Origin of the sequence: Pseudomonas sp. EGD-AK9, assembly GCF_000465935.2 — a bacterium.
Lineage (GTDB): Bacteria > Pseudomonadota > Gammaproteobacteria > Pseudomonadales > Pseudomonadaceae > Aquipseudomonas.
In genome coordinates this window covers 1-13,666 of record NZ_AVOF01000951.1, presented here as the reverse complement: position 1 = coordinate 13,666, position 13,666 = coordinate 1, and the positions used below count along the sequence as shown (strand labels likewise).

Below are 13,666 nucleotides of genomic sequence, written 5' to 3'. Positions count from 1 at the left end.
GGCTGGCCGGCGGCGTCCACCAGCTCGGCCTGCAGCGCCGCGGCATGCGCCGGACCGGGCAGGACCAGGGCGGCGAACAGAACGAGGGGGAGCAGGCGGGAATTGCAACCAGTCATGCGCGTACCTTGGCCCGAGCCGAAGGCCGGACGTTCACAGGATTACATGCCGTCCTGGCAACCGAGTTTGGCGTACTGAGGTGACAGCCTAGCTGGCCGGCGGCGAACCGGCCAGCGGCAATTGGCCAGCAGCGGCGCTATTCGCTGCGCAGACGCTTGGGCGTGAGGCCGAGGTAGCGGCGCATCGCCGTGGTCAGCGCGCTCTGGCTGGAGAAGCCGCATTCCTCGGCGATCCGCACCAGCGGCAGCTTGCTCTCGCGCAGCAGCCGCGCGGCGCGGTCGAGGCGGGTCTTGAGCAGGTACTGGTGTGGGGTGAGGCCGACGCTGTCCTTGAACTGGGCGTGGAAATGGCTGGGGCTCAGGCACATCACCTGGGCCAGTTCGGCGACGCTGATGCGCCGCGCCAGGTGCTCGCCGATATAGCTGTCCAGGCGCTGCAGATCCAGGCTGCCCTGCGGCCGCCAGCGCTGCTCGCCGAACAGGCGCAGGTGCAGCGCCCGCAGCAGCACGCCGCCGAGGGAACGGGCCAGGATCGAGTCGCTGCCGTAGCGTTCCAGCTCGGCGCCGGCGTAACTCAGCAGGTGCTGGAAATCGACGTCCAGCGCAGGATAGCGCGGGGTCTCGAACAGGCGGTGGAGCAACTCCAGGTCTTCGCTGGGGGTGTCCTGCTCGTCGAGGTCGAGGATCAGCATGCGGTTGTCGCCCATACCGGCGAACTGGTGGGCGGCGTCGCCCGGCACCAGGCAGGCGCGCATGCGGCACACCTCGCCGCCGCGGCCGCCGACCTCGAATTCGGCGCGGCCGACCAGGGACATCACCAGCTGGTGATGGTCGTGGGCATGGACATGGGCCTGTTCATCCAGGCGGATCACTCGGGCTTGCAGCATCGCGAAAGACTGGCGGCACAAAACAAGGGTTGCACTTTACTCCTTAATCGCAAAAAACGCCGCAACCCACGACCAGCGGACGGGTTGCACCTTTTCCAACGCACGCACCAGATTGGGCAGCGAAATCCGCCCAGGCGCCATTAATGGGCACAGCCGGCGCCGCGGCGCAGCCGCCGTGCCCAGGCAATCCGGGCATTGCCGGCGGCTGGCAGGAGAGTTGCTTGAGCGAGATCCAATCGACATGGCTCAGCCAGCGGATTCAACCAAGCGAGGCCCCATGAATCTGGAACTCTCTATCGCCCTGGCCCTGGGCGCCGTGCTGCTGACCCTCGGCCACTGGCTCAGCCAGCGCGCCGAACGCCGCCATCACCTGGCCCTGGGCCAACTGGAAAGCCAGACCCTGCAACGCTGCCTGGAACTGCTGCAGGCGCTGCAGAAGCATCGCGGCCTCGGCGCGCAGCAAGACATCGCCAGCGTCAGTCAGCGCAACGCCCTGGCCCGCCAGCTCGATGCGCTGTGGCTGAACTGGCCCGGCGCCAGCCTGCAGCTGCCGGCGCTGCAGCAGCACTGGCCGCAGCTGCGGCGCAAGCCCGCCGACTTCGAGGCGCACAGCAAGCTGATCGAGGCCCTGCTGGAAGCCATCGAGCAGCTGGAAGACCGCCTCTACCAGCACGAACACCCGGCCATCCGCGGTCTCGGCGAGGCCTGCCGCGCCCTGGAAGACCTCGCCCGCCTGCGCGGCCTGGCGGTGCGCGCGGCCAACTACTCGCGCTGCCCGCCCGGCCTGCAGATGCAGATGCGCTTTCTCTGCGAGCGCCTCGACGAACAGGGCCAGGACCAGCCGCTGCACGCCCTGCTCGAGCGCCTGCGCCATGAGCTGATCGACGCGCCGCAGGTGCGCCTGGCCCCCGCCGACTGCTTCGCCCTGCTCACGCCGCTGATCGAGCAACGCCTGCAGGGGATTCGCCTGAATCTCGCTTGAACAGAGCCGTTGAAAAACCCCGAGCACCGCCCCATCTAGCACTTAACGTGCAAGCAAAGGTGCTCCATGAACGATCAGGACATCACCCCCGACGCCGCCGCAGAAGGCGCCCAGACGCACGGCACCAGCCTGGTGCTGCCCGCCCAGCGCCTGCCGGACAAGCTCTACGTCATCCCCATCCACAACCGCCCGTTCTTCCCCGCTCAGGTGCTGCCGGTGATCGTCAACCAGCAGCCCTGGGGCAAGACCCTGGAGCGCGTCGGCAACACCGACCACCGCTGCCTGGCGGTGTTCTACGTCGACACCCCGCCCGGCGACAGCGGCGAATTCGACCTCGACAAGCTGCCCGAGCACGGCACCCTGGTGCGCGTGCACCATGCCAGCGAGGACGGCGGCAAGCTGCAGTTCGTCGCCCAGGGCCTGGCGCGGGTGCGCATCCGCGGCTGGCTCAGTCGCAAGCCGCCGTACCTGGCCGAGGTGGAGTACCCGCAGGCGCCGGCCGACCCGCGCGACGAGGTCAAGGCCTACGGCATGGCGCTGATCAACGCGATCAAGGAGCTGCTGCCGCTCAACCCGCTGTACAGCGAGGAGCTGAAGAACTACCTCAACCGCTTCAGCCCCAACGACCCCTCGCCGCTCACCGACTTCGCCGCCGCCCTCACCACCGCGCCGGGCGCCGAGCTGCAGGAGGTGCTGGATACCGTGCCGATGCTCAGGCGCATGGAGAAGGTGCTGCCGCTGCTGCGCAAGGAGGTCGAGGTGGCGCGCCTGCAGAACGAGCTGTCGGCCGAGGTCAACCGCAAGATCGGCGAGCGTCAGCGCGAATTCTTCCTGCAGGAACAGCTCAAGCTGATCCAGCAGGAACTGGGCATCGTCAAGGACGACCGCAGTGCCGACGCCGACGAGTTCCGCGCCCGCCTGGAGGGCAAGACCCTGCCCGAGCAGGCGCGCAAGCGCATCGACGAGGAACTGAACAAGCTGGCCATCCTCGAGACCGGCTCGCCGGAATACGCCGTCACCCGCAACTACCTGGACTGGGCCACGAACCTGCCCTGGGGCGTCTACGGCCAGGACAAGCTCGACCTGGCCCATGCGCGCAAGGTGCTGGATGCGCACCACGCCGGCATGGATGACATCAAGCAACGCATAGTCGAGTTCCTCGCCGTCGGCGCCTTCAAGGGCGAGATCGCCGGCAGCATCGTGCTGCTGGTCGGCCCGCCCGGGGTGGGCAAGACCAGCATCGGCAAGTCCATCGCGGAAAGCCTGGGCCGGCCCTTCTATCGTTTCTCGGTCGGCGGCATGCGCGACGAGGCGGAGATCAAGGGCCACCGCCGCACCTATATCGGCGCCATGCCCGGCAAGCTGGTGCAGGCGCTCAAGGAAGCCGAGGTGATGAACCCGGTGATCATGCTCGACGAGATCGACAAGATGGGAGCCAGCTACCAGGGCGACCCGGCCTCGGCGCTGCTGGAGACCCTCGACCCGGAGCAGAACGTCGAATTCCTCGACCACTACCTGGACCTGCGCCTGGACCTGTCCAAGGTGCTGTTCGTCTGCACCGCCAACACCCTCGACTCGATTCCCGGGCCGCTGCTCGACCGCATGGAGGTGATCCGCCTGTCCGGCTATATCACCGAGGAGAAGCTGGCCATCGCCAAGCGCCACCTGTGGCCCAAGCAGCTGGCCAAGGCCGGCGTGCCCAAGGCGCGCTTGGGGATCAGCGACGCGGCGCTGCGTGGGGTGATCGAGGGCTATGCCCGCGAGGCCGGCGTGCGCCAGCTGGAGAAGCAGCTGGGCAAGCTGGTGCGCAAGGCGGTGGTGAAACTGCTGGACGATCCCGAAGCGAAGATCCGCATCGGTGCCAAGGACCTGGAAGAAGCCCTGGGCATGCCGGTGTTTCGCAACGAGCAACTGCTGGCCGGCACCGGCGTCATCACCGGGCTGGCCTGGACCAGCATGGGCGGCGCCACCCTGCCGATCGAGGCGACGCGCATCCACACCCTCAACCGCGGCTTCAAGCTCACCGGCCAGCTCGGCGAGGTGATGAAGGAGTCGGCGGAGATCGCCTACAGCTACGTCAGCTCGCACCTGAAGCAGTACGGCGGCGACCCGGCTTTCTTCGACCAGGCCTTCGTCCACCTGCACGTGCCGGAAGGTGCCACGCCCAAGGACGGCCCCAGCGCCGGCATCACCATGGCCAGCGCGCTGCTGTCGCTGGCACGCAACCAACCGGCGAAAAAGAGCGTGGCGATGACCGGCGAGCTGACCCTGACCGGCCAGGTGCTGGCCATCGGCGGGGTGCGCGAGAAGGTGATCGCCGCGCGGCGGCAAAAGATCTTCGAACTGATCCTGCCGGAGGCCAACCGCGGCAGCTACGAGGAGCTGCCGGACTACCTCAAGGAAGGCCTGACCGTGCATTTCGCCAGGCGCTACAGCGATGTGGCCAGGGTGTTGTTCGAGTAGAAGCAGCGGCAAGCTTCAAGCCGCAAGCAAAAGCGGCGGCAGGAATCGTCGGGCGGAGCGCTGCGCGCTCCCCGTTGGGCTTCGCTGCGCTCAGCGCCAACCTACCCTGCGCCTGGCCAATGCGGCTATGCTGGGCGCGTTTCGCCGACAGGAATCCGTCATGACCGCCGCCTTCCGCCTGCTGCCCCTCGCCAGCCTGGCCCTGCTCGCCGCCTGCGCGCAGAAGCCCAGCACCCTGACCCTGACCCAGGAGCAGGGCAACAAATGCCCGCTGAGCCTGGACCTGGGCCAGCAACTGATCCTCAGCCTGCCCAGCAACCCCACCACCGGCTTTCGCTGGGTGCTGCGCGACGGCGCCGAGAGCGTGTTGCAGAGCCTCGGCCCGGAGGTCTACAGCAACCCGGAGGACGCCGGCCTGGTCGGCGCCGCCGGTAAATCCACCTGGCGCTTCCAGACCCGCGAACGCGGCGAGGGTCGCCTGCTGCTGACCTACCAGCGGCCCTGGGAAACCGACGTGGCGCCAGCCAAGACCTTCGACTGCGAGTTGCAGGTGAAATAAGGGGCCACCCCGATTCGCCCGGTAGGAGCCCGCTTGTGGGCGATCTGCAGATGCCCTGGATCGCCGGTGGCACACCTCGCTCCGTAGGGTGGATGTCGCTTTTTACATCCACCACAGCGGTGGATCGATAAAGCGCGATCCACCCTGCGCCGAGCCTCCGTTTCGCGATACGGCTGGCCTCAGCCCCGTAGCCTCCCGACAGCGCCCCGGCGTGCCTGCCGGCGACCTCAGCTCTTGAGCCGGTAGCCGGTCTTGAAGATCCAGCCCACCAGCAAAATGCACAGCGCCAGGAACCCCAGGATCATCGCCAGACTGAGGCCGACGTTGACGTCGGAGACGCCATAGAAGCTCCAGCGGAAGGCGCTGATCAGGTACACCACCGGGTTGAACAGGGTCACCGTCTGCCAGGCCGGCGGCAGCATGCTGATGGAGTAGAAGGCGCCGCCTAAGAAGGTCAGCGGCGTGACGATCAGCGCCGGGACTATCTGCAGCTTCTCCCAGCCGTCGGCCCACACGCCGATGATGAAACCGAACAGGCTGAAGGTCAGCGCGGTGAGCACCAGGAAGGCCGCCATCCACAGCGGGTGCTGCACCTCGAAGTCGACGAACAGGCGCGCGGTGAGCAGAATGATGATGCCGAGGATCACCGACTTGGTCGCCGCCGCGCCGACATAGCCGACGAGGATTTCCAGGTAGGACACCGGCGCCGACAACAGCTCGTAGATGCTCCCCGAATACTTGGGCATATAGATGCCGAACGAGGCGTTGGAGATGCTCTCGGTGAGCAGCGCCAGCATGATCAGCCCCGGCACGATAAAGGCGCCGTAGCTCACCCCCTGCACCTGGGTCATGCTCGAACCTATGGCCGAGCCGAACACCACGAAGTACAGCGAGGTGCTGATCACCGGCGTGGCGATGCTCTGCAGCAGGGTGCGCCAGGTACGCGCCAGCTCGAACAGGTAGATGGCCTTGATGGCATAGAGGTTCATGCGCGCGACTCCTTGACCAAGGACACGAAGATTTCCTCCAACGAACTCTGACTGGACTGCAGGTCCTTGAAGTCGATGCCGTGCTGGGCCAGGTCGCGCAACAGCTCGGCGATGCCAGTGTGCTCGTGCTGGGCGTCGAAGGTGAACACCAGGGCGTGGCCCTGGTCCACCAGCTCCAGGCCGTAGCGTTCCAGCTCGGCCGGCACGCCGGCCAGCGGCTGCTGCAGCTGCAGGGTCAGCTGCTTCTTGCCCAGCTTGTGCATCAGCACCTGCTTGTCCTCCACCAGAATGATCCGCCCCTTGCTGATCACGCCGATGCGGTCGGCCATTTCCTCGGCCTCCTCGATGTAGTGGGTGGTGAGGATGATGGTCACGCCGCGCTCGCGCAGGCGCCGCACCATGTTCCACATGTCGCGGCGCAGCTCGACGTCGACGCCGGCGGTGGGCTCGTCGAGAAACAGAATCTGCGGCTCGTGGGACAGTGCCTTGGCGATCATCACCCGGCGCTTCATGCCGCCGGACAGTTCCATGATCTTGGCGTTGCGCTTGTCCCACAGCGACAGGTCCTTGAGCAGTTGCTCCAGGTAGGCCGGATCGGGCTTCTTGCCGAACAGGCCGCGGCTGAACTTGACCGTCGCCCAGACGGTTTCGAACACGTCGCTGACCAGCTCCTGCGGCACCAGGCCGATCTGCGCGCGGGCCGCGCGGTAGTCGCGGACGATGTCCTTGCCGCCGACCAGCACCTGCCCGCTACCGGGATTGACGATGCCGCAGATGATGCTGATCAGGGTGGTCTTGCCGGCGCCGTTGGGGCCGAGCAAGGCGAAGATCTCGCCCTGGCGAATGTCCAGGTCGATGCCCTGCAGCGCCGGATGGCCCGACGCGTAGGTCTTGTTCAGTTGCGAAATGGAGATGACCGACTGCACGGTGGAGTCCTTGCCTGCGGAAAAACCACAGAGTGTAGAGCCTGACCACCAGGACAGGGCAAGCACGGATCACTGCGTTGCACAAAAACGTCGGGCCAGTTGCTCGGTCTCGAAGTGCGCGGTGAGAAAGTCGACGAAGGCGCGGGTCTTGGCCGGCAGCACCGCCGGGTAGCGGGCGAGAAACGCCGGCATTGGCGGCAACGGGTGATCGCGGGCGCAGTCAGGCGCGGCGCTGAGCCTGGCCAGGTTCGCCTGAATGGCAGGCAGGAAAAAACCCGGCGCGCTTGTGGCGCGCCGGTGCTGCAGGTGAGGTTGAGGGAGAAGTGGCCGCGACGCTTGTGGCGTTGCGGCGATAAGCGTGGCGGCGAGCGCCGTCACGCGAATGGTTTACAGCGGCGTGAGCAACTTGCCGCTGGCGATAAAGCAACGCAGGTTGTCGAGAACCAGATCGGCCATCTGCTGGCGGGTCTCGACGCTGGCGCTGCCGACATGCGGCAGCAGCACCGCGTTGTCCAACTCGAGCAACGCGGCCGGGACTTCGGGTTCGCATTGGTAGACGTCCAGACCCGCGCCAGCAATCACACCGTTCTGCAAAGCCGTGATCAGCGCCGCCTCGTCGACCACCGAGCCGCGCGCCACGTTGATCAGAAAACCATCAGGCCCCAGCGCCTCGAGCACTTCGGCATCGATCAGGTGCCGGGTCGCCGCACCGCCCGGACAGGTCAGCACGAGAAAGTCCGCCCAGCGCGCCAGCGCCAGCAGGTCCGGCTCATGCTGGTAAGGACTGCCCTCGACCGCACGGCGGTTGTGATAACGCAGCGGCATGGCGAAGCCCGCCGCCCGCCGCGCCACCGCCTCGCCGATGCGACCGAGGCCGACGATACCCAGGCGCTTGCCGCTGACCCGCCGGGCCAGGGGAAAGCTCTCCCCGCCTGCCCAGGCGCCGCTGCGCACGAAGCGATCGGACTCCGACAGCCGTCGCGCGCTGTCGAGCATCAGGCCCATGGCCAGATCCGCCACGCAGTCGTTGAGCACCTCCGGCGTGGTGCTGAGGGCGATGCCCCGCTCGCGCAGCAGCTCAAGCGGATAGGGGTCGTAGCCGACACCGAAACTGCAGATGGCGCGCAGATTCGGCAGCAGCGCCAGCTGCTCGGCCGTGCAGCCGAAACGCGCCGAGGACACCATGTAGCGGAACTGCCCGCCCCGCTCGCGCAGAAAGACCAGGGGCTCGGCCTGCTGCCACAGCGCGCAAACCTCGTATTCGCCTGCCAGCTCGCGATTGAAGCGCTCGCTGAGCGGGCCGATCTGCAACACTTTGGTTTTGCTCATGACAGTCTCCTGCTCAGGTCACCGGCGCCGGATTGAACAGCACCAGATCGTTATGCAGGCGCAGCCGTTCGGCGCAGGTCTGCTGGCGCCCGCTGGCGACGTCCAGATAGAGCTGGAAGATATGCCAGCCCATTTCCTCCAGGCTCATGCGCCCGGAAAGGATCTGCCCGGCGTCGACGTCGATCAGATCCGGCCAGCGCTCGGCCAGCTGGCTGCGCGTAGCCACCTTGATCACCGGCACCATGGCCAGACCGTAGGGCGTGCCACGGCCGGTGGTGAAGATATGCAGGTTCATCCCCGCCGCCAGCTGCAGCGTGCCGCAGATGAAGTCGCTGGCCGGAGTGGCGCAGAACCACAGGCCCTTGCCGCGAATGCGCTCGCCCGGGGAGGCGACGCCGGCGATGGGGCTGCTGCCGGACTTGGCGATCGAGCCCATGGCCTTCTCGACGATATTGTTCAGCCCGCCCTTCTTGTTGCCCGGCGTGGTGTTGGCGCTGCGGTCGGCCATGCCACGCTGCAGGTAGCGGTCGTACCAGTCCATCTCGCGGATCAACGCATCGGCCACCTCGACGCTGGCGGCGCGCGGGGTGAGCAGGTGGATGCCGTCACGCACTTCGGTGTTCTCGGAGAACATCACCGTGGCGCCGGCGCGCACCAGCAGGTCCGCGGCCACGCCCAGGGCCGGGTTGGCGGTGATGCCGGAGAAGGCGTCGCTGCCGCCGCACTGCATGCCGACCACCAGCTCGGACGCCGGCACGGTCTCGCGACGACGCCGGTCGAGCACCTTCAGGCGCTCCTCGATCATGCCCATGATCTGCTCGACCATGCCGGCGAAACCGCTGCCGGAATCCTGCAGGCGGAACAGCCAGTCCTCCTCGTCCATGCCGTTGGTCAGCGCGTCGCCATCCATCAACTGGCTGGCCTGCAGCTTCTCGCAGCCGAGGCTGATCACCAGCGCCTGACCACCCAGGTTGGGATTGCGGCTGATGTTGTACAGGGTGCGGATCGGCACCACCGCGTCCGGCGCGTTGATCGCCACGCCGCAGCCGTAGCTGTGCGACAGCGCCACCACGTCGTCGACGTTGGGGTATTTGGGTAGAACTTCCTTGCGCACGCGCTCGACCACGTGATCGAGCACGCCGACCACGCACTGCACGGTGGTGGTCACGCCGAGGATGTTACGGGTGCCGACGCTGCCGTCCGGGTTGCGGAAGCCTTCGAAGCTGTAGCCTTCCAGCGGCTCGCCGGGCGCGGCCTTGAGGGTCGCCTTGGGCAGATTGTCCAGCACTGGCGGCTCGGGCATGCGCAGCACCTGCTCGGTCACCCAGTTGCCGGCGGCGATGGGTTTCAACGCATAGCCGATGACCTCGCCATAACGCACCACCTCACCGCCTTCGGCGATATCCACCAGCGCCACCTTGTGGCTCTGCGGGATGCCGCAGGTGGCGATCAGGCCATCGTCGAACTGGCCGCCGGCGGCTACGCCCTGGTCATTGACCACCACGCCGACGTTGTCGCTCGGGTGCAGGCGGATGTAACGGGGCGAATCCTGATGGGGAATCAACTGCATGGATGCTTGCTCCTGTTGTGCGCTCAGGATACCGAGCCGGCGTTGGCGCGCGAGGCGCCATCGTCCAGCTCGACCCTGTGAATACGGCCGACGATCAGGCCGAAGCTGACGACCGCCAGCAGGGCATTGAGGCCGACATAGGCCAATGCCCCATCGTAAGAACCGCTATGGCTGACCAGATAGCCGATGACGATGGGTGTGGTGATCGCCGCCAGGTTGCCGAAGGTGTTGAACAGCCCGCCGGACAGGCCGAGGATCTGCCGCGGCGAGGTGTCGGCCACCAGCGTCCAGCCCAGCGAGCCGAGACCCTTGCCGAAGAACGCCAGGGCCATCAGCGCCACCACGGCGGCGTCGCTCTCGACGAAAATGCATAGCACCACGGCGCTCGACAGCAGCAGGCCGAGCACCATCGGCAGCTTGCGCGCCAGGGTCAGCGAATGGCCGCGGCGAACCATGCCGTCGGACAACAGCCCGCCCAGCACGCCGCCGACGCAGCCGCAGATGGCCGGCAAGGCGGCGGCGAAACCGGCGCCGAGAATGCTCATGCCGCGCGCCTGCACCAGGTACACGGGGAACCAGGTGAGGAAGAAGTAGGTGATGGCGTTGTTGCAGTACTGACCGAGGTAGATGCCGATCATGGTGCGCTGGCGCAGCAGCAGGCCCAGATAGCGCCACTGCGAACCACCACTTCCGCCGCGCTGCCCTTCCAGATCGATCAGCGCCCCACCCTGCTCCAGGTGGGCCAGCTCGGCCGCTTCGATACGCGGGTGCTGGCGTGGGCCATGCAGTTGTTTGAGCCACACAAACGACAGCGCCAGGCCCAGACAGCCGAGCACGATAAATACCCATTGCCAGCCCATGGCTTGCACCACCGCCCCCATCAGCGGGGCGAACAGCGCGGTGGCGGCGTATTGCGCCGAACTGGAAATGGCCGTCGCGGTGGCGCGCTCGGCCGTGGGAAACCAGGAGGCGATGATCCGCGCATTGCCGGGAAAGCACGGCGCGCTGGCAAAGCCCACCAGCAAGCGCAGCAGGAACATCGAGGTCACCGCCCAGGTGGCCGGCAGCCAGCCGACGAAGCCCTGCAGCAGGGTCAGCGCCGACCAGACGAACAGCGCCAGGGTATACACCGGTTTGGTGCCGAAGCGGTCGAACAGCCAGCCGCCGGGTATCTGCCCGATCACGTAGGCCCAGCCGAAGGCCGAGAAGATGTAGCCGAGCGTCACCGCGTCGATGCTCAGGCCGGCCTGCATCGCCGAACCGGCGACCGACAGGCTGGAGCGATCGGCGAAGGTGATGGTGGTGACCAGAAACAGCATCAGCAGAATGCTGTAGCGCACACGACCCGGTTTGACTGCGTGCATCGAGAAAACTCGCGTGTGGAAAGGCTATTCACCGTTGCGTGTTGCACACCTGCAGGAGCGAACGGACGGCGTTCCGCTGGGCAGCGTTCCGCTTTATTCGCGAAATTCGCGGCATGATCGCGGATAAATCCGCTCCTACAGACGGCAACATTCGCCAGGCCAGCTTCAGACCGTAGGGTGGGCTTTAGCCCACCCTACGGTCTCGGTGGGCTAAAACGGAACGCCGCCCGGCCCACCCTACGGGACGGCGCTGCACTCGGCTCAACGCACCAGGCAGGGCTTCTTGTTATCGAAGCTCCAGCCCGGAATCAGGTACTGCATGGCCACCGCGTCGTCGCGCGCGCCCAGGCCCTTGGCCCGGTACAGCTCGTGCGCCTTGGCCAGCGCGTCCCAGTCCAGCTCGACGCCGAGGCCCGGCGTTTTCGGCACCTGCACCAGACCGCCTTCGATGCGCAGCGGGTTGCGCGTCAGGTACTGGCCGTCCTGCCAGATCCAGTGGGTGTCGATGGCGGTGATCTTGCCCGGCGCGGCGGCGGCGACCTGGGTGAACATGGCCAGGGAGATATCGAAGTGGTTGTTCGAGTGCGAGCCCCAGGTCAGGCCCCAGTCGTGGCACATCTGCGCCACGCGCACCGAGCCGGCCATGGTCCAGAAGTGCGGGTCGGCCAGCGGGATGTCCACCGATTGCAGGGCGATGCAGTGGCCCATCTGCCGCCAGTCGGTGGCGATCATGTTGGTCGCCGTCGGCAGGCCGGTGGCGCGCTTGAACTCGGCCATCACCTCGCGGCCGCTGTAGCCGTTCTCGGCGCCGCAGGGGTCTTCGGCATAGGCCAGTACGCCGTGCAGGTCGCGGCACAGCGCCACCGCCTGCTTGAGCGACCAGCCGCCGTTGGGGTCGAGGGTGATGCGCGCTTCGGGGAAACGCGCGGCCAGGGCGCGAATCGCCTCGACCTCGGCTTCGCCGTGGAGCACGCCGCCCTTGAGCTTGAAATCGTTGAAGCCGTAGCGCGCATGCGCCGCCTCGGCCTGGCGCACGATGGCCTCCGGGGTCAGTGCGGTCTGGTTGCGCACCCGCGCCCAGGCGTCGTCGGCGTCACGCTCGTCGCGGTAGCCGAGGTCGGTCTTGGCCTTGTCGCCGACGAAGAACAGGTAGCCGAGCATCTCCACCGCGTCGCGCTGCTGGCCTTCGCCGAGCAAGGCGGCCACCGGCACACCGAGGTGCTGGCCGAGCAAATCGAGCAGCGCCGACTCCAGCGCGGTGACCGCGTGGATGGCGATGCGCAGATCGAAGGTCTGCAGGCCGCGGCCGCCGACGTCGCGGTCAGCGAAGGCGCGGCGCGCCTGGTTGAGCAGCGCGTTGTAGTTGCCGACCGGCTGGCCGAGCAGCAGCGCACGGGCGTCTTCCAGGGTCTGGCGAATGGCTTCGCCACCCGGGACCTCGCCGACCCCGACGTGGCCGGCGCTGTCCTTGAGAATGAGGATGTTGCGGGTGAAGTACGGGCCGTGGGCGCCGCTCAGGTTGAGCAGCATGCTGTCCTGGCCGGCGACCGGCACCACTTGCAGCTCGGTGATCAGCGGGGTGCCGACGCCGGCAGTATTCTGTGAACTCATGACCGTTACCCTGTTGTTGTTGTGCGGGTTGTAACTTGTTGCGATCGGGCCCCTGTCCCCAGGGAGAGGGGCCTGGCAGCGACGCCGCCACCTCGATCAGCCGATATAGCTGGTCTTCACCGTGGTGTAGAACTCCGCGGCGTAGCGGCCCTGCTCGCGCGGCCCGTAGGACGAGCCTTTGCGGCCGCCGAAGGGGACGTGGTAATCCACCCCGGCAGTGGGCAGATTGACCATCACCATGCCGGCCTGGGCGTGACGCTTGAAGTGGTTGGCGTACTTCAGCGAGGTGGTGGCGATACCGGCGGACAGGCCGAACTCGGTGTCGTTGGCCATGGCCAGCGCCGCCTCGTAATCCGCCACGCGCACCACGTTGGCTACCGGGCCGAAGATTTCCTCGCGGCTGATGCGCATCTCGGCGCTGCTGTTGCTGAACAGCGTCGGCGCCAGGAAGTAGCCCTCGGTGTCGCAGCTCACCAGGCCGCCGCCGGCGATCAGCTCGGCGCCTTCGCCGCGGCCGATCTCGATGTAGCGCAGGTCCTGCTCCAGTTGCGCCTGGGATACCACCGGGCCGATGTCGGTGCCGGTCTTGAGCGCGTGGCCGACCTTGATCGAGGCCATGCGCACGGCCATCGCCTCGACGAAGCGGTCGTGGATGCCGGCGGTGACGATCAGCCGGCTGGAGGCGGTGCACCGCTGGCCGGTGGAATAGAAGGCGCTCTGCACCGCCAGCTCCACGGCCACCTTGAGGTCGGCGTCGTCGAGCACGATCTGCGGGTTCTTGCCGCCCATCTCCAGCTGCACCTTGGCGCCGCGGGCGACGCAGGCGGCGGCGATACCGCGGCCGACGCCGACCGAGCCGGTGAAGCTGAT

Annotated in this window: 12 protein-coding genes; 3 read left to right on the top strand and 9 right to left on the bottom strand. The window is 67.1% G+C overall.

From position 1 onward, the window contains the following. Window positions 1-253 precede the first annotated feature (253 nt). Window positions 254-1,003, bottom strand: a complete 750-nt coding sequence (locus N878_RS25880; protein ID WP_031304255.1) for an AraC family transcriptional regulator — start codon at window positions 1,001-1,003, stop codon at window positions 254-256. Between the two features lie 277 nt (window positions 1,004-1,280). On the opposite strand from N878_RS25880, the gene N878_RS25875 reads away from it, so the two are divergent. The 3 genes from N878_RS25875 to N878_RS25865 all read left to right on the top strand — a co-directional run bounded on the left by N878_RS25875 (window position 1,281) and on the right by N878_RS25865 (window position 5,007). Beyond that, window positions 1,281-1,985, top strand: a complete 705-nt coding sequence (locus tag N878_RS25875) for a hypothetical protein (protein ID WP_021446369.1) — start codon at window positions 1,281-1,283, stop codon at window positions 1,983-1,985. A 66-nt stretch (window positions 1,986-2,051) separates the two neighbouring features. Next, window positions 2,052-4,448, top strand: coding sequence for an endopeptidase La (lon, locus tag N878_RS25870; RefSeq protein ID WP_021446368.1), 2,397 nt, complete (start codon window positions 2,052-2,054; stop codon window positions 4,446-4,448). A gap of 160 nt (window positions 4,449-4,608) precedes the next feature. After that, window positions 4,609-5,007 (top strand): protease inhibitor I42 family protein, encoded by a 399-nt coding sequence (locus N878_RS25865; RefSeq protein ID WP_021446367.1) that lies wholly within the window; start codon window positions 4,609-4,611, stop codon window positions 5,005-5,007. 227 nt (window positions 5,008-5,234) lie between these two features. Here N878_RS25865 and N878_RS25860 read toward each other — a convergent pair whose 3' ends face one another. From N878_RS25860 to N878_RS25830, 8 genes are all read right to left on the bottom strand, one after another. After that, a complete protein-coding gene (locus N878_RS25860; protein ID WP_021446366.1) occupies window positions 5,235-5,996 on the bottom strand; it encodes an ABC transporter permease in 762 nt (253 codons plus the stop codon). After that, a complete protein-coding gene (locus N878_RS25855) occupies window positions 5,993-6,922 on the bottom strand; it encodes an ABC transporter ATP-binding protein (protein ID WP_021446365.1) in 930 nt (309 codons plus the stop codon). Before N878_RS25855 ends, N878_RS25860 begins: the two co-directional genes overlap by 4 nt. 69 nt (window positions 6,923-6,991) lie before the next feature. Beyond that, window positions 6,992-7,114, bottom strand: a complete 123-nt coding sequence (locus N878_RS29790) for a hypothetical protein (protein ID WP_021446364.1) — start codon at window positions 7,112-7,114, stop codon at window positions 6,992-6,994. Between the two features lie 195 nt (window positions 7,115-7,309). Continuing rightward, window positions 7,310-8,251, bottom strand: coding sequence for a 2-hydroxyacid dehydrogenase (locus N878_RS25850; protein WP_021446363.1), 942 nt, complete (start codon window positions 8,249-8,251; stop codon window positions 7,310-7,312). Window positions 8,252-8,264: 13 nt separating this feature from the next. Beyond that, window positions 8,265-9,821 (bottom strand): galactarate dehydratase, encoded by a 1,557-nt coding sequence (gene garD / locus N878_RS25845; protein ID WP_021446362.1) that lies wholly within the window; start codon window positions 9,819-9,821, stop codon window positions 8,265-8,267. 23 nt (window positions 9,822-9,844) lie between these two features. After that, entirely contained in the window at window positions 9,845-11,185 is a 1,341-nt protein-coding gene (locus N878_RS25840) for an MFS transporter (protein ID WP_021446361.1), read from the bottom strand. A gap of 261 nt (window positions 11,186-11,446) precedes the next feature. Continuing rightward, window positions 11,447-12,796 carry a glucarate dehydratase gene (gudD, locus tag N878_RS25835; RefSeq protein ID WP_021446360.1) on the bottom strand — a complete coding sequence of 450 codons (1,350 nt, stop codon included), beginning with the start codon at window positions 12,794-12,796 and terminating at the stop codon, window positions 11,447-11,449. Window positions 12,797-12,892: 96 nt separating this feature from the next. Continuing rightward, window positions 12,893-13,666 (bottom strand): aldehyde dehydrogenase family protein (locus tag N878_RS25830; protein ID WP_021446359.1); only part of this gene is annotated, 774 nt, incomplete at its 5' end.